A 21,718-nucleotide genomic window follows, 5' to 3' on the forward strand; every position below is an offset into this window, starting at 1 on the left:
AGGCTATATTTGATGTTAGAGTTACTGTTCTTACTTTTGCCCATCGCAGCCGCTTATGGCTGGTATATGGGTAATCGTAACGCTCAGCAAGAAAAACAAAAGCAATCACACCAGATATCCCGTCAATACGTGACGGGTTTGAACCTATTACTGTCAGATCAATCTGACAAAGCGGTTGATCACTTTATTGAACTGCTTCAAGTAGACAATGAAACCATCGATACTCACTTGGCTTTGGGCAACTTGTTCCGCTCAAGAGGCGAAGTCGACCGCGCTATTCGTATTCACCAAAATCTCATCTCTCGTTCGGGGCTTACCCTCGATCAGAAAAATCTCGCACTGCAACAATTAGCTAAAGACTACATGGTCTCTGGCTTCCTTGATCGCGCTGAAAAAATCTTTGAACAACTTGTAGAAGAACCTGACCATAAAGAGGGCGCTTTACAGCAGTTGGTGGCTATTTATCAGCAGACCCGTGAGTGGAACAAGGCTATCCATTACGGAAATATCTTAGTTAAGCTCGGCAAGAAAAAAATGAAGATGCGTGCCACAGTCGCGCATTTCTGGTGTGAGCTTGCAATGCAAGAACAAGCCGATGGTAATCGTTCTAAAGCGCTTCAGCATTTTAAGAAGGCGCTTTCTGAAGACCCTAAATGTGTTCGCGCAAGTATCGCACTAGGGAAGTTCCACTTAGCGAACGAAGATTACCAAAAGACAATTGATTGTCTTGAATCGGTACTTGAACAAGATATCGATTTTATCAGTGAGGTGTTGCCAACCCTTGCTGAGTGTTACCACAAGCTTGGACAAGAAGCTCAATTGGTCGAGTTCCTCAAAGCGTGTATTCAGAAGAAAGCCGGTGTATCTGCCGAACTGATGCTGGCGCAATTGGTTGCTCACCATGAAGATGTAGGCTCTGCTCAAGAGTTACTGACAAAGCAGCTTGTTAAAAATCCAACCATGAAAGGTTTTTATCGATTAATCGATTACCACCTAGCGGAAGCAGAAGAAGGCCGAGCAAAAGACAGCTTAACCACACTTCAATCTATGGTTGGTGAACAGCTTAAGGTTAAGCCTCATTACCGTTGTCGTCAGTGTGGTTTCTCGACACACTCTTTGTATTGGCACTGCCCTTCATGTAAAGGGTGGGGGACGATCAAGCCTATTCGTGGGCTTGATGGTGAATAGATTTGTGGTCACTTTAAGACCAAATTATTAATTGCAGCTTTCGGGCTGCATTTTTATGACTGTTATTTATCACCTGCTTAGGTGATTAGAAATTTTTAGAAAGTTAACTGCGTTAGGAGATGAAATGAACGACCAAAAAATCATTGTAGCCTTGGATTATGATAATCAAGCGGATGCGTTAGCCTTTGTCGATCGAATTGACCCAGCATCTTGCCGCCTAAAAGTGGGCAAAGAGATGTTTACCCTGTTTGGCCCTGAATTTGTTCGTGAATTACATAAGCGTGGTTTCTCAGTATTTTTAGACCTTAAATTCCACGACATCCCGAACACATGTTCAAAAGCAGTCCGTGCTGCCGCTGAACTGGGTGTTTGGATGGTGAACGTACACGCAAGTGGTGGTGAGCGTATGATGACGGCTTCTCGCGAAATCTTAGAACCTTATGGCAAAGATCGTCCACTGTTAATCGGTGTAACGGTACTCACCAGTATGGAGCAATCTGACTTAGCGGGTATCGGTCTGGATCTTGAACCACAACAACACGTGATGCGCTTGGCTTCTCTAACGAAAAACTCTGGCTTAGACGGTGTTGTATGTTCTGCACAAGAGGCTTCTTTGCTTAAAGGTGCACTTGGTCAAGAGTTCAAGCTAGTTACTCCAGGTATTCGTCCTGTCGGCGCAGATGTTGGTGACCAGAAGCGCATCATGACGCCTTCTAAAGCGATTGAATCAGGTTCAGACTACCTTGTTATTGGTCGTCCGATTACGCAAGCGATAGACCCTGCTGCTGTACTTGCAGAGATCAACGGTACGCTTGCTTAAGTCTATATTTGGATTGAGATATAAATAAAGAAGGCCAGCAAATTGCTGGCCTTAATTTTTTAGTCTGGATTAGTCTAAACTGGACTGAATGTTCTGTGTGGAGCCTAAACCGGAGCACCACTATGGAATTTGAAGTCGCTGTCTTCTGAAGTGATAAGATCAGCTTCTACTTGAGCAAAATGCGAAATACGCTCTGAAATATCTTTCCCTGCGATCTGTTCTGCTAGCTCAAGGTAATCTTGGTAGTGGCGAGCTTCTGAACGAAGTAGAGACACGTAAAACTTCTCCATGTCTTCTTCCAAGAAAGGAGCCAATTTAGCGAAGCGCTCACAAGAGCGAGCTTCAATAAACGCACCGATGATAAGCTTATCAACCAGAGCATCAGGCTCGTAAGTCTTAACTTGTTTGATCAAGCCCTTAGCGTAACGACCCGCCTCGATTGGCTGGTAAGTCACGCCTTTCTTCTCCATCAACTCCATGACTTGGTAGAAGTGATGCAGCTCTTCTTTGATCAGTAAAACCATCTTATCGATTAGGTCAGCACCGTAATTACAGCCTTCTTTCGCTGTGATTTGCTTGGATACGTTGCTTTTACCACGCAGAGACTCTAAGTCTCCGATACGACGGTAAGCAAATTGCTCGTATGGCAAAATCCATTCATTCAGTTGCTTCGCGCTTTCTTTATCGACGGCGTACTTGCGAATAAGGAATAAAGCACTCTGTGCCGCCTTAAGTTCACACAGCATGTGATCGCGTAGAATGATGTGAAGATTTTCTGGCTTTTTGGCTTCATCTATCCATGAATCTGGCGTTTCGGCTTTAAGAAAAGAGTGGATTGGAGCGAGTAATTCTTGATACATGGTCAGGGAAAGTTTGTTGATAATGCGGGGATTTTATCACAGCTCAAGAGATCTCCCTATACAGAGAAAGGAAATTCAACAGCTACAAAAAAGGCCGCCTATTTAATGTAAATAAGGCGGCCTTTAAGTGTTGAGTTAGACTGTTACCATTTCTTCTTCTGACCGAAGAGGGCATCCATATCGTCTTCTCGTTCTTTAGATTCCATCTGCTGCAAATCTTGAGCGTTTTTGTCTTGGCGTTTCTGGTCAAGCTCGTTAAGCATCTGTTGAAGCTTTTCTTTGGCTTGATTAGAGTACGAGTCGTTCTTAGTCGCCAAAGCATCAATACCTTTGCGTAATAGCTGAATCGCTGTTCCCGGTTGTCCGCGAGAAATCGAATCGTTTGCACGTTTGATAACATTTTCAATGTTAATACGGATTTGAATTGTTTCTAGGCGAGCATTTTCAACCACATAAGCTTGAGTCTCGAAACGGCCTTTATTGTGCTCGTTGCGCACCGTATCACGCAGGCGTTTAACTAACTTAAGCATCATGATCGCTTGCTTGTCACTACTTGGTACGCGGAAAGCGGTACTCTCGCCACCTTTGTAGTTCTCTTTTAGCTGAGTGATTTGTTGTTTTACGCTTTCAATGCGTTGGGCAAGCTGCTTATTTTTTGGATCGAGTTGATACATGTTTTCTAATGCATCAAGAATTCGATTGTTTAAGCATACAAGAAGATCTTGGCTAAACGGCATGTGATGAGCGTTGCCAATCAGTTCTTCTGTACCGTCAATAATGGTTAGATAACGAGAAGCTTCCTGTTTCTTCGCTGTTTCTACCTTAACTTTATATTGAAGCATGATGTTGTAGCCTAAAACTAACACCAAAAGAACGGCTACTAAGACGATTATTAAACCAATATTCATATATTTGAGTCTGCTTATTATTTTCTATAGCTAACTGGAGAGGATACACGATTCCATTGTGTATCGGCACTCGTAAATTGCAATTTCTGATTATCTCTTGTTGAGCGAAATCGGCAATCAAAACTTACCAACTAATGTATGAGAATGAGGGTTGGGTTGCAAAGCGTTAGTGATGTTTTTGTTTGTTAAGCTAGAAAAACTCAATTTTCCTGTCATTTTTGTGTTCGAAGCGTTATAACTATTAATTATATTACACGCGACTATAACGCTCTCTTTGCAAATAAGTTAGCACAGAAATGAGTAAAGGATTACGAGGTTAGATATGAAGTTACAGCAACTGAAGTACATTGTTGAGGTTGTAAACCATAACCTAAATGTTTCAGCTACAGCAGAGAGTTTGTACACATCTCAGCCTGGCATTAGTAAGCAAGTTAGATTACTTGAAGACGAACTAGGCATTCAGATTTTTGAGCGTAGCGGCAAGCATCTAACGCAGGTTACCCAAGCGGGTGAGGATATCATTCGTATCTCTCAAGAGATTTTGGCGCGCGTTGAAAGCATTAAAGCGGTAGCGGGTGAACACACACATCCAGAGATGGGTACATTGAATATTTCAACGACTCATACTCAAGCTCGTTATGCACTGCCTGATGTGATTAAAGGTTTCACGGCGCGCTATCCAAAAGTATCGCTTCACATGCACCAAGGTACGCCAAGCCAAATGTCAGAAGCCGTCGCTAAAGGTACAGCGAATTTTGCGATTGCAACGGAAGCGCTACACCTTTACCAAGATGCGATTATGCTGCCTTGTTACCACTGGAACCGTTCGATCGTCGTGACCAAAGATCATCCCCTGGCACAGAAGCGTAATATCACGATCGAAGATCTTGCGGCTTACTCTCTGGTGACTTACGTCTTTGGCTTTACTGGTCGCTCTGAATTGGATACTGCCTTCAATAAAGTAGGTCTAACGCCACGTGTTGTGTTTACTGCTACGGATGCCGATGTAATCAAAACTTACGTTCGTATGGGCATTGGTGTTGGTGTGATTGCGAGCATGGCGATTGACCATGAACAAGATACCGATTTGGTTGCTATTGATGCGAGCCACCTATTTGGTGCGAGCACAACCAGCATTGGCTTTAGAAAAGGTACGTTCCTGCGTTCTTACATGTTTGATTTCATGGAGCGCTTTGCACCTCACTTAACTCGTCCAGTGGTAGAGCAAGCTATCTCTTTGAAATCAAATGAAGAAATCGAAGAGATGTTTAAGGATATCGATCTGCCGGTGAGATAGTGATTAGAACATTACAAGACTAGAAGCTCGGAAGCATTTCTAAATTTTAAATCGGTCTGTTATCAGGCCGGTTTTTGTTTTAATTATGTGTCATCCTCAAACGTTCGCATCTCGATAACTTTTCTTTACACTGACTCTCTTTGCGCCGCATCTCATATAGTGCCTTTCTATTTCGGCCTCTACCCCCTACAATCCACCCATCATAGGGGGAAGCATGCATTCACGATTTAAAATACTCGACTCATTTTTGTTAGAGCACCAAATTTATTGGCGTTCAGAGCCTTTTCACCTATGCCAAACTCAACAGCAGCCGTGGAAAGAGGTCAATCGTCCACTCGTTGATTGGTTAGAAAGCTTAGATAATGAAAGCATTCAAACCTTAAAAGAGCAGCCTCAGCTTTTGATTGAGGAACTGACTCGTTTCCTACCTGAATTAGAAACTGCTACCCAAAACATCCAGTTCGATAACACTGCTTTGGTTGGTTTAGACCTCCCACGTGGTACTGCTGATGGTATTCCTGGCCGAAAGCTACATCAAATTGTCACAATGGGCGAGGCTGCATTATGCCTTCACCATGGCAAAGAGTGGCTCGAGTGGTGTTCTGGTAAAGGCTTTCTTGGTCGAATCCTATCTCAGCAATCGGATCAAAAAGTCACTAGCTTTGAATGGCAGCAATCGTTATGCGAAAGCGGACAAAAGATTGCGGATGACCAGAAGTTAGCGATGGATTTTGTTCAAGGAGATGCGTTTTCAGACAAGGCCGATGACGTGTTTAATTCGTACCAACATGCCGTGGCCCTTCATGCTTGTGGTGATCTTCATGTTGAGCTAGTTAAAAAGTCAGTGTCACATGGGCTACCAGCGGTCACTATTTCTCCTTGTTGTTATCATCTTATTCGAGACGAAAACTATCAAACGATGTCTTCTATCGCGAAAAGCTCAGCATTAACGTTAAGTAAGAGCGACTTGAGAATCCCGCTTCAAGAAACCGTTACTGGTGGTGAAAGAGTAAAAAGACATCGTCAACTAGAGATGAGCTATCGTCTAGGCTTCAGCCAGTTGCTTAAGGCTGAACTTAACATTGACGAATACATTCCTGTACCGAGCATCAAAAAATCAGAGTTAGCTGAGGGTTTTGAATCTTTCTGCCGTTGGGCATCTGAAGTGAAAGAGCTATCGCTGGGCTCAGATATTGATTTTGACTCTTATTTGATTCAAGGCGAAGCGCTTTTCTGGGAAATGGAAAAGCTGAGTTTGGTTCAACAAGTCTTTAGACGACCATTAGAGATATGGCTGGCTTTAGATCGCGCTATCTATCTGCAAGAGCAAGGTTATGAAGCTACGATTGAAGAGTTCTGTGAACGCAGTATTACGCCAAGAAATCTATTGATTCATGGGGTTAAAATCGAGCGCTAGTGGTAAACCGTACTGTTACGTGTTTTTACGAACTAAATCCATTAATGCAAAAAAGCCAGCGCGACATAATGTCGTACTGGCTTTTTGTTTAATGTGTATGAGTTAACTGAACGCTTCAACGAGAAGATTATTGCGTTCAGTTAGTCATTACATCATTAGTTAAACATTGCGATTGCTTCTGCTGGGTCTACGTATTCAAGGTCAAAGCTTTCTGCAACTTCTTTACAAGTTACTTTACCGTGAATAACGTTTAGACCTTCTAGGAAGCCTTCATCAGATAGAAGTGCTTCGCGGTAGCCTTTGTTCGCTAGCTTAACAATGTAAGGAAGTGTTGCATTGTTTAGTGCGTAAGTTGAAGTACGAGCAACAGCGCCAGGCATGTTTGCAACACAGTAGTGAACTACGTCATCAACAATGTAAGTTGGGTCTGCGTGAGTGGTTGCGTGAGAAGTCTCGAAACAACCGCCTTGGTCGATTGCAACATCAACAACTGCTGAACCTGGCTTCATCTTAGCGATGTGCTCTTTTGTAACCAATTTTGGAGCTGCTGCGCCAGGAATTAGTACTGCACCAATTACTAGGTCTGCTTCTAGAACATGCTTCTCAATGGCGTCTTCAGTAGAATAAACCACTTTTGCGCGACCTTGGAATTCTTCATCAAGTCGACGCAGTGTATCTACGTTACGGTCAAGAATTGTAACATCAGCGCGAAGGCCTACAGCCATACGTGCTGCGTTAGCACCTACAACACCTCCACCAACAACAACAACTTTTGCTGGTTCAACACCTGGAACGCCACCAAGAAGAAGACCACAACCACCGTTAGATTTCTCTAATGTTTGTGCACCTGCTTGAATAGACATACGACCAGCTACTTCAGACATTGGTGCTAATAGTGGCAAGCGACCCATATTATCTGTTACAGTCTCATAGGCTACGCAGACAGCTTTGCTCTTGATAAGCTCTTCAGTTTGTGGAAAATCTGGTGCAAGGTGTAAATAGGTAAATAATATTTGCCCTTCGCGAAGCATAGCTCGCTCGACAGCTTGAGGTTCTTTAACCTTTACAATCATCTCTGCTTTCGCGAAAACGTCAGCAGCAGTAGGAAGAATGGATGCGCCTACAGCGATGTAATCATCGTCTGAAAAACCGATACCAGTACCGGCATTGGTTTCTACAAAAACTTGGTGGCCGTGTGAGATTAGTTCTCTCACGCTAGCTGGGGTCATACCAACGCGGTATTCGTGGTTCTTGATTTCCTTAGGTACGCCAATGATCATCCTGACTCCTCATTTTATTTTGGTTGTTTTATCTATGTGTAGGGTAATTCTGTCGAATTAATATCTAGTATAGATAGGTTTAGATAAAATTTGATACTGAATATTAAAAAGTTGTAGTATATTTTTTTGCAAGGAAGTAATAAGGTGGAATAAAAAATGGCAGACAATTATAAGAAGCCGTCCAAGGAACTAGATCGTATTGACCGCAACATTCTTAATGAGTTGCAAAAAGACGGTCGTATCTCAAACGTTGAACTCTCAAAACGAGTAGGACTTTCTCCAACTCCATGTCTTGAACGTGTTCGTCGTTTAGAACGTCAAGGTTACATTACTGGGTACACAGCGTTGCTGAACCCACAGTACCTTGATGCTTCACTTTTAGTGTTTGTTGAAATTACGTTGAACCGTGGTGCGCCAGATGTGTTCGAACAATTCAACACCGCTGTGCAGAAACTGGATGACATCCAAGAGTGTCATTTAGTGTCGGGTGATTTTGACTATCTTCTAAAAACACGTGTATCTGATATGGGTGCTTACCGTAAGCTACTGGGTGATACGTTACTTCGTCTACCGGGCGTAAACGACACTCGAACTTACGTAGTAATGGAAGAAGTGAAACAAACCAATCAACTTGTGATTAAAACTCGTTAGTCACAATTGGTGAAATGAAAGAAAGCGGACATTTGTTCCGCTTTCTTGCTTTCTGGAATTGGGTTTTTCTGTTTGATATGGTTAAATCAACAGTAGTTTCATTGAAACGAGCGGCTTTGGCCGCTCGAGATGTTTTTATCCCGTTTAATTATTAAGTTGGTTTATGTTCAAGCAGAGCAGTAATAAAGTAGAAACAATCATTAAAACGAGTGAAGAGCCTCAGTCTCCTCGTTTGAGTGGTTCTCAACGTCTCAAAGAGTGCAGTCTGATTCTCGGTGTTCTCTTCTCTATTCTACTTGCCGTTGCGTTATTAACTTTTAGTCCTGCAGACCCATCATGGTCGCAAACGGCGTGGGGTGGTGACATTCAAAATGCGGGTGGCTACCTAGGTGCTTGGTTGGCGGATACGCTTTTCTTCGTATTTGGCTCTTTGGCTTACCCTCTGCCTATCTTAGTGACGGTTGCTGCGTGGGTTTTATTCCGCAAACGTAATGAAGACGAGCAGATCGACTTCATGCTGTGGGGCACTCGCTTACTTGGCCTGACTATCCTAATTCTTACGAGTTGTGGTTTAGCGGATATCAACTTTGACGACATCTGGTACTTTTCATCCGGTGGCGTGGTAGGTGACGTTTTAACAAGCCTTGCACTTCCAACGTTGAATGTTCTTGGTAGTACGCTGGTTCTTCTTTTCTTATGGGGTGCTGGTTTCACTCTATTAACCGGTATCTCTTGGCTAAGCATTGTGGAATGGTTGGGTGAATGTGCCATCAAATTTTTCACGTCTACTGTTAATAAGGCTCGTGGCCAAGACCAAGAGCTGCTTGAGCCTCAATTAAGAGAATCAGCAGACCGCGATTTAATCGAAGAACGTCATCAGCAGCATCAAGCGCCAACTTACCGCGATGTTCCTGCTATAGAAGGCAACAAAGAATCAACAGAGCATGATCCGCTAGATCCTGCGATGAGTTTTTCTGCGACCAATGAGTCGGCAGACGTGGCGACAAATGCGCGAGACAATGCTGCATCGCCGAAGCGTAATTACAATATTCATATGCCTGTCGATGCTCCTGCGAAACAAGAAGCTCCTGTTCATGAAGAACCTCAGGTTCAGCCTCAAGCGGTAATTGAGTCAGAGCAAACGATCCCTGCAGCAGCTGTTTACCAAGCGCCAGAAGAACCGCTAGAAGAAGGTATTGAGCGCTCTAAACAGTTGAATGCAACGATAGAGCAGCTAGAAAATGCGGCCATGTATGAAGATGACCTAGCAGAACAAGATCAGGTTGACGCGCATGATTCTCAGGTTGCTTACCAACAATACATGCAGAACGAACAACCAGAAGTTGGCCCTGCTCATGCTGACCTTAGAAGTGCTGAACCAGAATTAGATAGCTCACCACAAGTAAATGGCGAATTTGGTTCTGAAGATGTTCAACCTGAATCTTTATACGCTTCACCTATGGGCGAGCCAGAAGCAACCGTGGAAGACGATTTCTCTGCACAACCTTCACCGCTTGATGTTACGGAAGAGCAAAGCTACCAACAGGGCTCAGAGCTTGAATCAGAACAGGCTGAAGCTGAATTAGCTGACGCAGCATTAATCGAAGAACAGTTTGAACCTTTCCCTTATCAAGAAGAACATTCAGAACCTGAACAGCCAACAGCACAAAACCTAGAGCCAACTGTTGATCTTCCTTGGGAAGAAGTAACGGAAGAAGAACCTGCGCATCAAGATCAAGATCAAGATGTCGCCGCATTCCAAAGCATTGTTTCTGAAGCCCAAGCGAATATGGCAGCGGCGCAGAATCCGTTCTTGGTTCAACAAGATGTTAATTTACCTAAGCCTGCTGAGCCATTACCCACGCTTGAATTGTTATTCCACCCTGAAAAGCGTGAAACCTTTATTGACCGTGATGCGCTAGAGGCAATTGCTCGTCTTGTTGAATCTAAGCTAGCGGACTACAAGATCAAAGCAGACGTTGTCGACATTTTCCCAGGTCCAGTAATCACTCGATTCGAACTTGATCTGGCTCCAGGTGTGAAAGTAAGCCGTATTTCTGGCCTTTCTATGGACTTAGCGCGTTCGCTCTCTGCATTGGCAGTACGTGTCGTAGAAGTGATTCCGGGTAAACCTTATGTTGGCTTAGAACTGCCGAATATGAGTCGCCAAACGGTATTCTTCTCAGACGTGGTTGCTAGCCCTCAGTTCCAAGAAGCGAAATCGCCAACGACAGTGGTTCTAGGACAAGACATCGCTGGTGAAGCCGTTATTGCTGATCTATCGAAAATGCCTCACGTTCTGGTTGCAGGTACAACCGGTTCTGGTAAGTCGGTAGGTGTGAACGTAATGATTCTGAGTATGCTTTACAAAGCATCACCGGAAGATGTTCGCTTCATCATGATCGACCCGAAAATGCTTGAGCTATCGGTTTATGAGGGTATTCCTCATCTATTGTCTGAAGTGGTAACCGACATGAAAGATGCGTCGAACGCCCTTCGTTGGTGTGTTGGCGAGATGGAACGACGTTATAAGCTGATGTCAGCATTAGGCGTTCGTAACATTAAAGGTTACAACGATAAGCTTAAGATGGCAGCGGAAGCGGGTCACCCAATTCACGATCCACTGTGGAAGCCGGGCGACAGCATGGACCCAGAAGCGCCATTGCTTGAGAAGCTGCCTTACATTGTGGTTATCGTTGATGAATTTGCCGACCTAATCATGGTGGTTGGTAAGAAGGTTGAAGAACTGATTGCACGTTTGGCACAAAAAGCACGTGCGGCGGGTGTTCACTTGATCCTAGCGACGCAACGTCCATCAGTGGATGTTATTACTGGTCTTATTAAAGCGAACATTCCAACCCGTGTGGCCTTTACGGTATCAACTAAAACGGATTCACGAACTATCCTTGACCAAGGTGGTGCGGAATCACTATTGGGCATGGGTGATATGCTTTACTTGCCTCCTGGTTCTAGCCATACAACTCGTGTTCACGGTGCCTTTGCATCTGATGACGATGTACACGCAGTCGTGAATAACTGGAAAGCGCGTGGTAAGCCAAACTATATTGATGAAATCACCAACGGCGAACAAACCCCAGAAACCTTGCTTCCGGGTGAGAAGATGGAAGGTGATGAAGAGGTCGATCCTCTGTTTGATCAAGTGGTAGAACACGTTGTTCATTCACGTCGTGGCTCAGTTTCAGGCGTACAGCGTCGATTCAAGATTGGCTACAACCGTGCTGCACGTATTGTCGAGCAACTTGAAGCTCAAGGTATCGTAAGTGCTCCAGGTCATAACGGTAACCGAGAAGTCTTAGCACCAGCGCCACCAAAAGATTAGTTCCGGTAGGAACTCATAACTATTCAGTCGGTCAAATCGAAAATATGACCGACTTATGTTCTAACAGGATTATTGATGAAAAAAGTATTCGCACTTTTATTTATGAGCTTCTCAGTGTTTGCTTCTCCGAAAGAAGAGTTGAGTAGCCGCTTGGCATTAAACGCAGGCTTCAGCGCTGACTTTAAACAAGTCGTGACCAGCCCTGATGGTGATGTTGTTATGGAAGGTGAGGGCACGGTAGAGATTGCACGCCCAAGCCTGTTCCGCTGGGAGACCACGTTCCCTGATGAAAACTTGTTGGTATCTGATGGCCAAAGCTTGTGGTACTACAGCCCGTTCATTGAGCAAGTGAGCATTTATTGGCAAGAGCAAGCGACATCACAGACACCTTTTGTCCTGCTTACACGTAACCAAGAAAGTGATTGGGATAACTATAATGTGGCGCAAACGGGTAACCAATTCACGCTAACGCCAACTGCTGTCGATTCTAATCAGGGCGACTTCCAGATTAATATCACCGAAAAGGGCATTGTTCAGGGCTTTAATGTGATTGAACAAGACGGTCAAAAAGGTGAGTTTACCTTTAGCAATGTTGATTTGGGTAAACCTGCAGCAGACCGCTTTACTTTTGTGGCACCGGAAGGTGTCGAGGTCGACGACCAAAGAAACTGATCTAAACAAGCAGATCGTTTGGTAGTACGTCGATAGGCATTAATGCCATCAACGAATCAAGAGATTGCAATTGAGTAATTACAGCTTAGATTTTGCGGGGGACGAAGATTTTCGTCCCCTTGCTGCTCGTATGAGACCGGAAACTGTCGAACAGTACATCGGTCAGCAGCATATATTAGGCCCAGGTAAACCACTTCGCAGAGCGTTGGAAGCGGGCCATATCCACTCGATGATTTTGTGGGGGCCTCCGGGCACCGGTAAAACGACGTTAGCCGAAGTTGCAGCAAACTATGCGAATGCTGAAGTGGAACGCGTATCGGCGGTAACCTCGGGCGTAAAAGACATTCGTATTGCAATTGAAAAAGCGCGCGAGAACAAGCAAGCAGGGCGCAGAACCATCCTGTTTGTGGACGAAGTCCATCGCTTTAACAAAAGTCAGCAAGATGCTTTTCTGCCTCATATCGAAGATGGCACCGTGACCTTTATTGGTGCGACGACAGAAAACCCATCTTTTGAACTGAACAACGCTTTGTTGTCACGTGCGCGTGTCTACAAACTGACGTCCCTGAACACAGATGATATTTCTCTTGTCATTCGCCAAGCGATTGAAGATAAGCAACGTGGGTTAGGTGATGTGCCTGTTGATTTTGCTGATAATGTTTTAGATCGCCTTGCAGAACTGGTTAACGGCGACGCGCGTATGTCGCTTAACTACCTTGAACTGCTGTATGACATGGCAGAAGACAACGATAAAGGCGAGAAAGCGATAACCTTGCAGTTGTTGGCTGAAGTGGCTGGTGAGAAAGTCGCTCGTTTCGATAACAAGGGTGATATTTGGTACGACCTAATCTCCGCGGTTCATAAGTCAATTCGTGGCTCAAACCCTGATGCGGCCTTGTACTGGTCAGCACGAATGATTGCTGCGGGTTGTGATCCTTTGTATATCGTTAGACGCTTGCTGGCGATTGCTTCTGAAGATATCGGTAACGCTGATCCTCGCGCTATGCAGGTAGCGATGTCGGCTTGGGATTGCTTCACGCGCATTGGCCCTGCTGAAGGGGAGCGTGCGATTGCGCAGGCGGTTGTTTATCTCGCATGTGCACCAAAGAGTAACGCCGTTTACACCGCGTGGAAGCAAGCGTTAACAGATGCTCACAATCTTCCTGAATATGAAGTGCCGCATCATTTGCGAAATGCACCGACAACTTTGATGAAGGACATGGGCTACGGGCAAGAATACCGTTATGCTCATGACGAACCAGGAGCCTACGCCGCTGGTGAAAAGTATCTGCCTCCTGAAATGGGAGAGAAGCAATACTATTTCCCAACAAAACGAGGCTTAGAGACCAAAATTGGCGAGAAGCTAGATTATCTGGCGGATTTGGACGCAAAAAGCCCACAAAAACGCTATGAAAAGTAGTCTTTTTTGGATATCGTTACCTAGTCATAAAATTTCAATTAAATCGTTATAAATTGGTCGAAATAACACCAGTTTTAGGGGTTTAGCAGTGATTCAGTAGTAAGCTACTGAATATTCAAATAACTAAAGCATAGGATTAGCAATGCTGGATTCTAAATTACTTCGAGCTGAGCTGGATGAAACAGCGGCAAAATTAGCACGTCGAGGCTTCACCCTTGATGTAGAGACAATTCGTGAACTTGAAGAAAAACGTAAGTCCCTTCAGATGAAAACTGAAGAGCTACAAGCGTTACGTAACTCTCGATCGAAGTCCATTGGTCAAGCGAAAGCAAAAGGCGACCATGAAGAAGCTGAGCGTATCCTTGCAGAAGTAGGCAACTTAGGCGCAGAACTAGACCAAGCTAAAGTAGCATTGGCTGATCTTCAATCTGAGCTAGAAACGATCACAATGTCTATTCCTAACCTACCTGATGCAGAAGTGCCAGATGGTAAAGATGAAGACGATAACGTAGAAGTTTCTCGTTGGGGTCAACCTAAGACTTACGACTTTGAAGTGAAAGATCACGTCGATCTTGGCGAAATGTCTGGCGGTCTTGATTTTGCTAGCGCAGTTAAAATCTCGGGTTCTCGTTTCATCGTGATGAAAGGCAAATTTGCACGTCTACACCGTGCTATTGCTCAGTTCATGCTGGACCTTCACACTGATGAGCACGGCTACACAGAAATGTACGTACCGTATCTAGTGAACCACGATAGCCTTTACGGTACTGGTCAACTTCCTAAGTTCGGCGAAGACTTGTTCCACACAAGCCCGCTAACTGAGCAAGTAAGTGACGTACCTCTTAAGACTCTATCGCTTATCCCTACTGCGGAAGTACCGGTAACGAACATGGTTCGTGACACGATCACTGATGAAGCTGAACTGCCACTTAAGATGACAGCTCACACGCCGTGTTTCCGTTCTGAAGCGGGTTCTTATGGTCGTGACACTCGTGGTCTTATCCGTATGCACCAATTCGATAAAGTTGAATTAGTACAAATCACTAAGCCAGAAGACTCAATGGCAGCGCTTGAAGAGCTAACTGGCCACGCTGAGAAAGTACTTCAACTTCTAGAGCTTCCTTACCGTAAAGTGATTCTATGTACAGGTGACATGGGCTTCGGTTCTGCGAAAACTTACGACTTAGAAGTATGGGTTCCAGCACAAGAGACTTACCGTGAGATTTCTTCTTGTTCAAACATGTGGGATTTCCAAGCGCGTCGTATGCAAGCTCGTTTCCGTCGTAAAGGCGAGAAAAAACCTGAACTTGTACACACACTAAACGGTTCTGGTCTTGCTGTTGGTCGTACTATGGTTGCTATCCTTGAGAACAACCAAGAAGCAGATGGCCGTATTGCTATCCCAACAGTACTTCAACCATACATGGGCGGCGTAACGCACATTGGTTAATGTCAATTTAGGTTAATCGAATTTAGATTAATCTAACTCATTAGAATAGTTAAAAGGCTTTGCTGTTATGGCAAAGCCTTTTTTTTACCTGAAGTCTTAGAACCTAAAGTGTAGAAAGAAAACTTAGGAAGTCTCCGATACATCTATAATCGATTAGTTTCTATATTGCGACACATCGATATGGCTTTACTGTAGAAACGTAGATAATCCATGTCATATAATTCTTGTGCGGTGTAAAGCTGTAAGATGACTTCGTCACACTCTTTAATAATCGTGTTCACTTGTTTTGACCCTATTGAACTTGGCCAAGCAAGAGTAAGTAGCTTGATAATATTCATGCACACCTTTTTTATGACTGGCGCGCGCTCCTGTATATTCAAGTATATTGTCAATAAAGCTTTATAGTTGGATTGTGCCTTTTCTATTGTAATATTCTGCTCTTTCAGCCATCGTATTTTTCGATGATTTTGACTGTTTAGTTCATTTAACATTGTCATTTGACTTGATATGATCGCCGAACTTTCTGTTTTAATGATTAAAATCTTACTTCGCTGGACCGCTATTTTGAATTCGCACTCACAACTCATTTTGTCGAGTAACCACGCATGATGATAAATGGTCGAAAATTCTCTGAATTGGTTACCGTTGTGTAGATCAGTTAAGAGATTAATCGATTTTTTGTACTCTTTTTTTTCAAACGAAATATGTGCAGCGATAAGTGCAAGGTCGCAGTGGATCTCAGGGATTTGCTCTTCCCAGACTTTACTCAGAATGAAGTTAACTTGTTCGAGTTTCTGTTGCTTATTAATATCATCGGAAGCTGAATATAAAAGAAACCTAACGTGATTGAGCTTCATTAGCACATTGTCGCGAAACGTATCCTTATTGAAATGAATGTAATTTTGGTAGTGCTTAAGTGCGGTTTCAGAATCGTTAACGGATAAACATAGGTTGGCAATTGCTAGTTCACGATCTGAGTTTCCAGGCGTTAACTTACTAGCTAGTTTGAAGTGTGCTATCGCAGCTGGTATTCGATTACTGAGCAAACTCACATGAGCTGCTTCATCACGATACAACGTATTGCTTGGTGCGTTTTTGATCAATGTTGATATGATTTGATTGGCTTCGGTCTGTTGTCCTAAGTTAGCTAGGCTGTTCGCTAAGCCTGCTTGTGCCCAGTCGAAATTCCCTTCTGCCATAGCACTCTCATACACTATTTTTGCTTCATCAAACAGCTCAAGTTTAGAAAGGAAATGGCCTCTGAATTGTTCGATTGTAGAGAAGTACTCTGGGTGAAAATGCGATAGAGCTTCACAATGCTCAAGGCCTTCTCGATAGAGATGCGCTCGATCAGCATTATAGATTTCTTCTAGTGTTTTCTTCTTACGAATCGATGCTGTAATACGTAATTTTAAGGTCTCACGATTAAAAGGTTTTAGTAAGTAGTTATCTGGGCGCAATTCAATAATTGGTCTAATAGAAAAAGCTGAGTTTTCCCCAGTAACTAGTATAAAAACACCATCATCTTTTAACATTCGTGTTTGTTTTAATTCTTCAAATAATTGCTTACCATTCATGCCCTCGCCAAAATTGTAATCACAAATGATGACATCAAATGATGTTTCATTAACTAGCGATATCGCGACTTTTGGTGAGGTGGAAAGAAAGATGTTTTTTTCATGAAATCCAATATAAATCAACATATTGCGTATGGTGGAGAGGACTATTGGTGCATCGTCAACAATAAGGACTTGCAGTTGATTTAACCTCATTATTTCAAATCATTCTGAGAGATTAATTCGGAAAAACTTGCTGGCTTCGATGTGAAGTAGCCTTGGTATCTTGTCATACCAATTGAAGATAGATAATCAAAATCCTGTTGTTTCTCAACACCTTCGATAATACAAGACAGCCCTAAATTTTCGGCAAGATTAATGCAGGCTTTGGTTAGCACTTGATGCTTTTTGTTGGAACTAACATTATGTACGAAGCTTCGATCCACCTTTAACTCGGTAAAAGGTAAGTTCGAGAGTTGTGATAATGAGGCGTAACCTGTCCCGAAATCATCAACAGAAAGACCAATACCGGACATGCTCAATTTTGCGATATTCTTATAACAATTGGTATCAAGCAAAAAAGTTTCGTGTTCAGTTATCTCTAATGTGAGCAATGAAGGGGATACATTGTATTCATTGCATAAGTTTATTATCTTGTCTGCGACATCGATCCTAAGCGTTGATTGCTCGATGTTGATGGAAAAACCTAATGGCTCGCGCAGCTTTGAGATATCTTTTAGCCCTTGTTCCAGAACGTTGTAAAACAGCTTATCCAATAAATTAAGGCGTCGAACAGATTCCATGAAGTGGAGTGGAGTGAGTAAACCCAATTCAGGGTGCATGAGGCGCGCAAGTAGCTCTACACCAACGGCTTGAGTTTTGTTTACGTCGTGCTGACTTTGATATGCGTTAACGAACCAATTCTTTTCGAATGCTAACTGAACTTGTTTATCGTTTAACACAACAGGTAAGCTCTGAATCGCATTCACTGTATTGGATAAAGAGTGAGAAGATAATAAGCGTTGGATATGTGAGTCTTTAACTGGCTTACGAATAACCTCAACGTGTTGATAGCCAATTAATACACACATGTTTTGGGTCGACTCTAATGCTGAGCTAGCCATGGCACTTAATATAACGACTCGTTTAATCGATCTCATCGCTTGTGGTGATGCTAGCAAAGATACGCCATCAATTTGTGGCATTTGCAAGTCACAGAAAGCGAGGTCAAAGTTATGATTCTGACATATTTTGATCGCTTCTTCGCCATTCGAAGCGGTATAAACGTTGCTAATTTCGTATCTCTTAAGCAAAATTTTTATCGATGTTGCTTGGAGCAATGAGTCTTCGACGATCAATACTTTCACTGGAGGTTTAGCCTTTTTAATATGATAGACGCCGATTCAATCGACTTATTTAGCTCATCGGTGAGCTGTTTTAATTTTTGAGCGTTGTTCGGGTCCTTTTCACAGTCTTTTGCTGCTCGGTAAAGTGTCGTTAAACCAAGTAACCCCGCGGATCCTTTGATTCGATGGGAGACTTCTTTTATATTCTCTTTTTCGTCTTGTAACATTGATTTATCAGCAGTGAACGATTCGAAGATCACGCTTGCCATCTGTAATTGTTCGTCTTCAGAGTAATTGCTTGCCCATGGCTGGTCAGGGTGTTGTTTGATGCAAGTTGCTGGGAGCAACTGCTCTAGGGCGACTGCCAACTCATTAAAAGAATAAGGTTTATAAATCACTTGGTTCATCCCAACACGTTCAGCTTTTTCTACTACCAGTTTGGAATCTTCCGCGGTACAACCAATCACAGGGTAATGAGATAATTCGGGCGATGATTTGATTATTTCAGTTAATTCGTACCCATCCATATTTGGCATGTGACAATCGGTGATGACTAAGTCAATTACTTGATCACTCTGCTTCAAAATATCCAATGCCTCTTGCCCATCTTTGACTATGATGGCGTTAAGTCCGAACTGCTTTAATTGTTTAGTAAACAATAACCGATTGATTGGGTCGTCATCGGCTATTAATACGTTGCCTTCGAATTGATATCTATTTCCAGTATCGTAAGTCAACGGATCTCTGGATGTGGTTAAGGCTGACAATAAATGATCTGGGTATAGATTTTGCCATTGGTTAGATCGAACGAGATTAAAGGTATTTTGGTCTTTTGAGCTCTGATGAGGTACTCCCCAAGCTTTGAGCCACCTTAGTATTTCTCGATCTTCGGTGCTGATTTCCTGAGGTGTATTTAGTATTGAAGATTTTGCTTCCACGGGGATAGTGACGGAGATCTTTGTTCCTAACCCTTGTTTACTCTCAATCTTTAACTCACCATTCATCATGTTGACCAAACGCTGAACAACGGTAATACCTAGCCCAGTACCTCCATAACGACGGCTAATACTATGGTCACCTTGAGCAAACGGTTGGAATGCACGAGTAATTTGCTGCTCAGACATACCACAACCAGTATCTGTTATAGACAGGCTTAACTGGTGCTCAGTTACATCGACGTTAATGAGAACAAAGCCGCTTTCTGTAAACTTAATCGCGTTGTTAAGTAGGTTGTTGAGTATCTGTGTTACTCTCAGCCAATCTAAGCTAGCTGTATTGATTGAGCCTGTTTTCCAATCCACTTTAAAGTTGAGGTTGTTTAATCTTGCGTGTGTTTCAAATGTCCTAAAAATAGGGCACAGTTCTTGATAAATATTGCTGTTTCTAGATTCTAAATGAAGCTGATTTGCCTCCATCTTTGAAATGTCGAGAATATCACTGACGAGCAATTTCAATCGTTCTGCAGATATCTGGGCATTCGATAACAGTTCCATATTGTCTTTGCATTCAATTTTGGTACTTAGTAACTCCATTAATCCGATCATTGCGGCAATTGGTGTGCGTAGTTCATGACTGACAATCGCTAGGAATAAATCACGAGCTTTGATAGCTTCTTGGGCTTTTGTGTTCGAAATTTCTAGTTCGCGTTGTTGAGCTTCCCATCTCGTTAAATCATCTAACACAGTGACTGTGTAATAGCTCTCGTCTGAGCTATTCATTACACGTTGTCGAATTACTCTGAAGTGTTTTTCGTGTCCACTACAGTGACACTTTATTGTTTTCCAGATACCAAGAGCTAATGTGTTTTGAGCTTGGCTTTCGGCCTGTTTAAGCCAGCAAGATTTTTGATCGTTACCTGCCGTTAAACATAAATCTCTTTGTTTGTTAAATGCGCTATTGGATAAGACTAGCTTATTTGTTTGATCATGAATCGATATCAAGGTTGGTAAGCTATCCAGTAATGTCGTTAGCCATTGGATTTGTTTGTAACTTCGTTGTTCTGATTGTTTTGCTTTGTTTAGTGAAATGGAAAGACGCCTAGTTTTGACTAATCCATAAGTCACTAGAACGAAAATAAAGCTAGAAACGGCTAACGTATAAAGAACAATACGTTCTTCGCTATAGCCGTATTGTGCTGTTATATTGTGGTGCTTGAGAGTTAGAAGGTCGATTTCGTTTTGTGTTGTTAAAGAAATCGCTGAGTTGATGACGCTTTGAAGAAACGTTGAGTCCTGATGTAATATCACACCTATATTTTTGAACAATGAAGCTGCATTATCTCGAGCTTCAATGTGAAATATGTCGGAATACCCGTTGTAAACGTATAGATTCGCTATACTTTGTGGAATGTAAGCGTGGGTGATCTTTCCATTACTCATGTCTTTAGCAAGAGTTTTTATATCTTGGTACATGACGGCGTCACTGAAATCTAATTTTAATGACTCTTTCTGTATAAAGTACCCGGTTCTATCAAGAATCGCTGTTCGTTTAGTGTCTACATTTTTGTTCGTTGCAATATAGGCCCAATGAAGCTTCATAAAAGGTTCACTAAAAATAAATTCGTTATTATTTGGGTTTTCTACATCGAAACCGGGTAAAAAGTCGATTTCTTTAGTACGCAGCATTTCAATGACATCTTTTCCTTTAGGCTGCACGTATTCGAAGCTTACTCCAAGCTTTCTCGAAATGAGAGTGATCGCGTCGTGAATGAAACCGACCGTTTGTTGTGTTGTAGGATCGAAATATGAATAGGGGTAGATGTTTTCACTGACCGTATACCTAATCGAACGATGTCCATATTGGCTTTCTATAACTTGATTTATGATGTCATCATAAAAGTGGTAGAAATAGTTCGATGATATTTGAGTGATATCTTTGATTTGGTGTTTCAGCAATGCATCAATGATTGTTTTTAGTTGAGTTGATTCCTTGCTCATTAATACTTGAATGGGGAATGGAGCTAGATTTTTTGAAAATGAAATTGTGCCTTGCCATTCTCCTGGTGTCACAACGGAATAGTAACTCTGGACTGACGTTAAATCGATGACTGTTGCATCAGCAGTGCCTACAGCGAGGGTTGTAAAGAGCTCTGATGCGCTATTTACCATCAATATTTTCGTGATTCCCAAATCTTTAATTATCTGACAAAACAGTGAATTTCGAATACAAGCCCACATGAGTTCATGCTTGGATTTGGTTTGAGCTGCTTCGTCTTTAAACCAAAAAACGTTAGGCACGTTATAGAGCGTATTGGAAAAAATAAATTGCTCTGATCGCTGACGTGTTTCAGCATAACCTAGAGTTAAGTCGACTTCTCCTTTCGCTACAGCATCAAGCAGAGCACGTGACGAGAAATATTCTTTTATTTCAATATTGACATTAAGCTTCTCTTCAAGCGTCCGAACGACTTCGGCCGAATTGCCTTTATTTCTATTGACGAACACATCCTCCCACGCCCGGTTAAATAGGTGAGTAGGCTTAGCAATGACAATCGTTTTTTTTGCCTGCAAGTAA

Annotated in this window: 15 protein-coding genes; 9 read left to right on the forward strand and 6 right to left on the reverse strand. The window is 42.8% G+C overall.

The window, feature by feature from the left end; genetic code table 11:
- Positions 1–12: 12 nt before the first annotated feature.
- The gene (gene lapB / locus AB6D06_RS04485; protein ID WP_017060240.1) at positions 13–1,188 is read left to right on the forward strand and encodes a lipopolysaccharide assembly protein LapB; all 1,176 of its coding nucleotides are present in this window, start codon (positions 13–15) and stop codon (positions 1,186–1,188) included.
- Between the two features lie 124 nt (positions 1,189–1,312).
- The gene (gene pyrF, locus AB6D06_RS04490; RefSeq protein ID WP_017060241.1) at positions 1,313–2,008 is read left to right on the forward strand and encodes an orotidine-5'-phosphate decarboxylase; all 696 of its coding nucleotides are present in this window, start codon (positions 1,313–1,315) and stop codon (positions 2,006–2,008) included.
- 104 nt (positions 2,009–2,112) lie between these two features.
- On the opposite strand, the gene miaE is transcribed toward pyrF, so the two are convergent.
- Together miaE and AB6D06_RS04500 are read right to left on the reverse strand one after the other, a co-directional pair.
- On the reverse strand, positions 2,113–2,868 hold the full coding sequence (gene miaE, locus AB6D06_RS04495) for a tRNA isopentenyl-2-thiomethyl-A-37 hydroxylase MiaE (RefSeq protein ID WP_017060242.1): 756 nt from the start codon (positions 2,866–2,868) through the stop codon (positions 2,113–2,115).
- A 143-nt stretch (positions 2,869–3,011) separates the two neighbouring features.
- Positions 3,012–3,776 (reverse strand): hypothetical protein, encoded by a 765-nt coding sequence (locus tag AB6D06_RS04500; RefSeq protein WP_017060243.1) that lies wholly within the window; start codon positions 3,774–3,776, stop codon positions 3,012–3,014.
- A 322-nt stretch (positions 3,777–4,098) separates the two neighbouring features.
- Here AB6D06_RS04500 and cysB point away from each other — a divergent pair, with 322 nt between their 5' ends.
- Positions 4,099–5,073 (forward strand): HTH-type transcriptional regulator CysB, encoded by a 975-nt coding sequence (cysB, locus tag AB6D06_RS04505; protein WP_372109968.1) that lies wholly within the window; start codon positions 4,099–4,101, stop codon positions 5,071–5,073.
- Positions 5,074–5,287: 214 nt separating this feature from the next.
- Positions 5,288–6,490: a methyltransferase gene (locus AB6D06_RS04510; protein ID WP_372109969.1), complete on the forward strand. Its 1,203-nt coding sequence runs from the start codon at positions 5,288–5,290 to the stop codon at positions 6,488–6,490.
- 155 nt (positions 6,491–6,645) lie between these two features.
- Here the strand turns inward: AB6D06_RS04510 and ald are convergent, their stop codons facing one another.
- The gene (gene ald / locus AB6D06_RS04515) at positions 6,646–7,770 is read right to left on the reverse strand and encodes an alanine dehydrogenase (protein WP_017060246.1); all 1,125 of its coding nucleotides are present in this window, start codon (positions 7,768–7,770) and stop codon (positions 6,646–6,648) included.
- 156 nt (positions 7,771–7,926) lie between these two features.
- Between ald and lrp the strand changes: the two genes are divergently transcribed.
- The 5 genes from lrp to serS all read left to right on the forward strand — a co-directional run bounded on the left by lrp (position 7,927) and on the right by serS (position 15,303).
- Positions 7,927–8,421, forward strand: coding sequence for a leucine-responsive transcriptional regulator Lrp (lrp, locus tag AB6D06_RS04520; protein WP_004734558.1), 495 nt, complete (start codon positions 7,927–7,929; stop codon positions 8,419–8,421).
- Positions 8,422–8,584: 163 nt separating this feature from the next.
- Positions 8,585–11,761: a DNA translocase FtsK 4TM domain-containing protein gene (locus AB6D06_RS04525; RefSeq protein ID WP_372109970.1), complete on the forward strand. Its 3,177-nt coding sequence runs from the start codon at positions 8,585–8,587 to the stop codon at positions 11,759–11,761.
- A 75-nt stretch (positions 11,762–11,836) separates the two neighbouring features.
- Positions 11,837–12,433: an outer membrane lipoprotein chaperone LolA gene (gene lolA, locus AB6D06_RS04530; RefSeq protein ID WP_017060248.1), complete on the forward strand. Its 597-nt coding sequence runs from the start codon at positions 11,837–11,839 to the stop codon at positions 12,431–12,433.
- 64 nt (positions 12,434–12,497) lie between these two features.
- Entirely contained in the window at positions 12,498–13,853 is a 1,356-nt protein-coding gene (locus AB6D06_RS04535) for a replication-associated recombination protein A (protein WP_017060249.1), read from the forward strand.
- Between the two features lie 142 nt (positions 13,854–13,995).
- Complete coding sequence (gene serS / locus AB6D06_RS04540) at positions 13,996–15,303, forward strand: serine--tRNA ligase (protein WP_017107656.1); 1,308 nt, start codon at positions 13,996–13,998, stop codon at positions 15,301–15,303.
- 143 nt (positions 15,304–15,446) lie between these two features.
- On the opposite strand, the gene AB6D06_RS04545 is transcribed toward serS, so the two are convergent.
- The 3 genes from AB6D06_RS04545 to AB6D06_RS04555 are packed head-to-tail and all read right to left on the reverse strand — an operon-like array spanning position 15,447 to position 21,714.
- Positions 15,447–17,075, reverse strand: a complete 1,629-nt coding sequence (locus AB6D06_RS04545; RefSeq protein WP_102447017.1) for a response regulator — start codon at positions 17,073–17,075, stop codon at positions 15,447–15,449.
- A complete protein-coding gene (locus AB6D06_RS04550) occupies positions 17,075–18,226 on the reverse strand; it encodes an EAL domain-containing protein (protein WP_102446141.1) in 1,152 nt (383 codons plus the stop codon). The genes AB6D06_RS04545 and AB6D06_RS04550 overlap by 1 nt, the downstream gene beginning before the upstream one ends.
- Entirely contained in the window at positions 18,223–21,714 is a 3,492-nt protein-coding gene (locus tag AB6D06_RS04555; protein ID WP_241910074.1) for an ATP-binding protein, read from the reverse strand. The genes AB6D06_RS04550 and AB6D06_RS04555 overlap by 4 nt, the downstream gene beginning before the upstream one ends.
- Positions 21,715–21,718: the final 4 nt, after the last annotated feature.

Origin of the sequence: Vibrio sp. 10N.239.311.G01 (assembly GCF_041465805.1) — a bacterium.
In the GTDB taxonomy this organism is placed as follows: domain Bacteria; phylum Pseudomonadota; class Gammaproteobacteria; order Enterobacterales; family Vibrionaceae; genus Vibrio; species Vibrio crassostreae_C.

Bases quoted from the DNA above. Each gene is read 5' to 3' on its own strand.
- lapB (WP_017060240.1), top strand. From the start codon at position 13: ATGTTAGAGTTACTGTTCTTACTTTTGCCCATCGCAGCCGCTTATGGC.
- pyrF (WP_017060241.1), top strand. From the start codon at position 1,313: ATGAACGACCAAAAAATCATTGTAGCCTTGGATTATGATAATCAAGCG.
- miaE (WP_017060242.1), bottom strand. From the start codon at position 2,868: ATGTATCAAGAATTACTCGCTCCAATCCACTCTTTTCTTAAAGCCGAA.
- AB6D06_RS04500 (WP_017060243.1), bottom strand. From the start codon at position 3,776: ATGAATATTGGTTTAATAATCGTCTTAGTAGCCGTTCTTTTGGTGTTA.
- cysB (WP_372109968.1), top strand. From the start codon at position 4,099: ATGAAGTTACAGCAACTGAAGTACATTGTTGAGGTTGTAAACCATAAC.
- AB6D06_RS04510 (WP_372109969.1), top strand. From the start codon at position 5,288: ATGCATTCACGATTTAAAATACTCGACTCATTTTTGTTAGAGCACCAA.
- ald (WP_017060246.1), bottom strand. From the start codon at position 7,770: ATGATCATTGGCGTACCTAAGGAAATCAAGAACCACGAATACCGCGTT.
- lrp (WP_004734558.1), top strand. From the start codon at position 7,927: ATGGCAGACAATTATAAGAAGCCGTCCAAGGAACTAGATCGTATTGAC.
- AB6D06_RS04525 (WP_372109970.1), top strand. From the start codon at position 8,585: ATGTTCAAGCAGAGCAGTAATAAAGTAGAAACAATCATTAAAACGAGT.
- lolA (WP_017060248.1), top strand. From the start codon at position 11,837: ATGAAAAAAGTATTCGCACTTTTATTTATGAGCTTCTCAGTGTTTGCT.
- serS (WP_017107656.1), top strand. From the start codon at position 13,996: ATGCTGGATTCTAAATTACTTCGAGCTGAGCTGGATGAAACAGCGGCA.
- AB6D06_RS04545 (WP_102447017.1), bottom strand. From the start codon at position 17,075: ATGAGGTTAAATCAACTGCAAGTCCTTATTGTTGACGATGCACCAATA.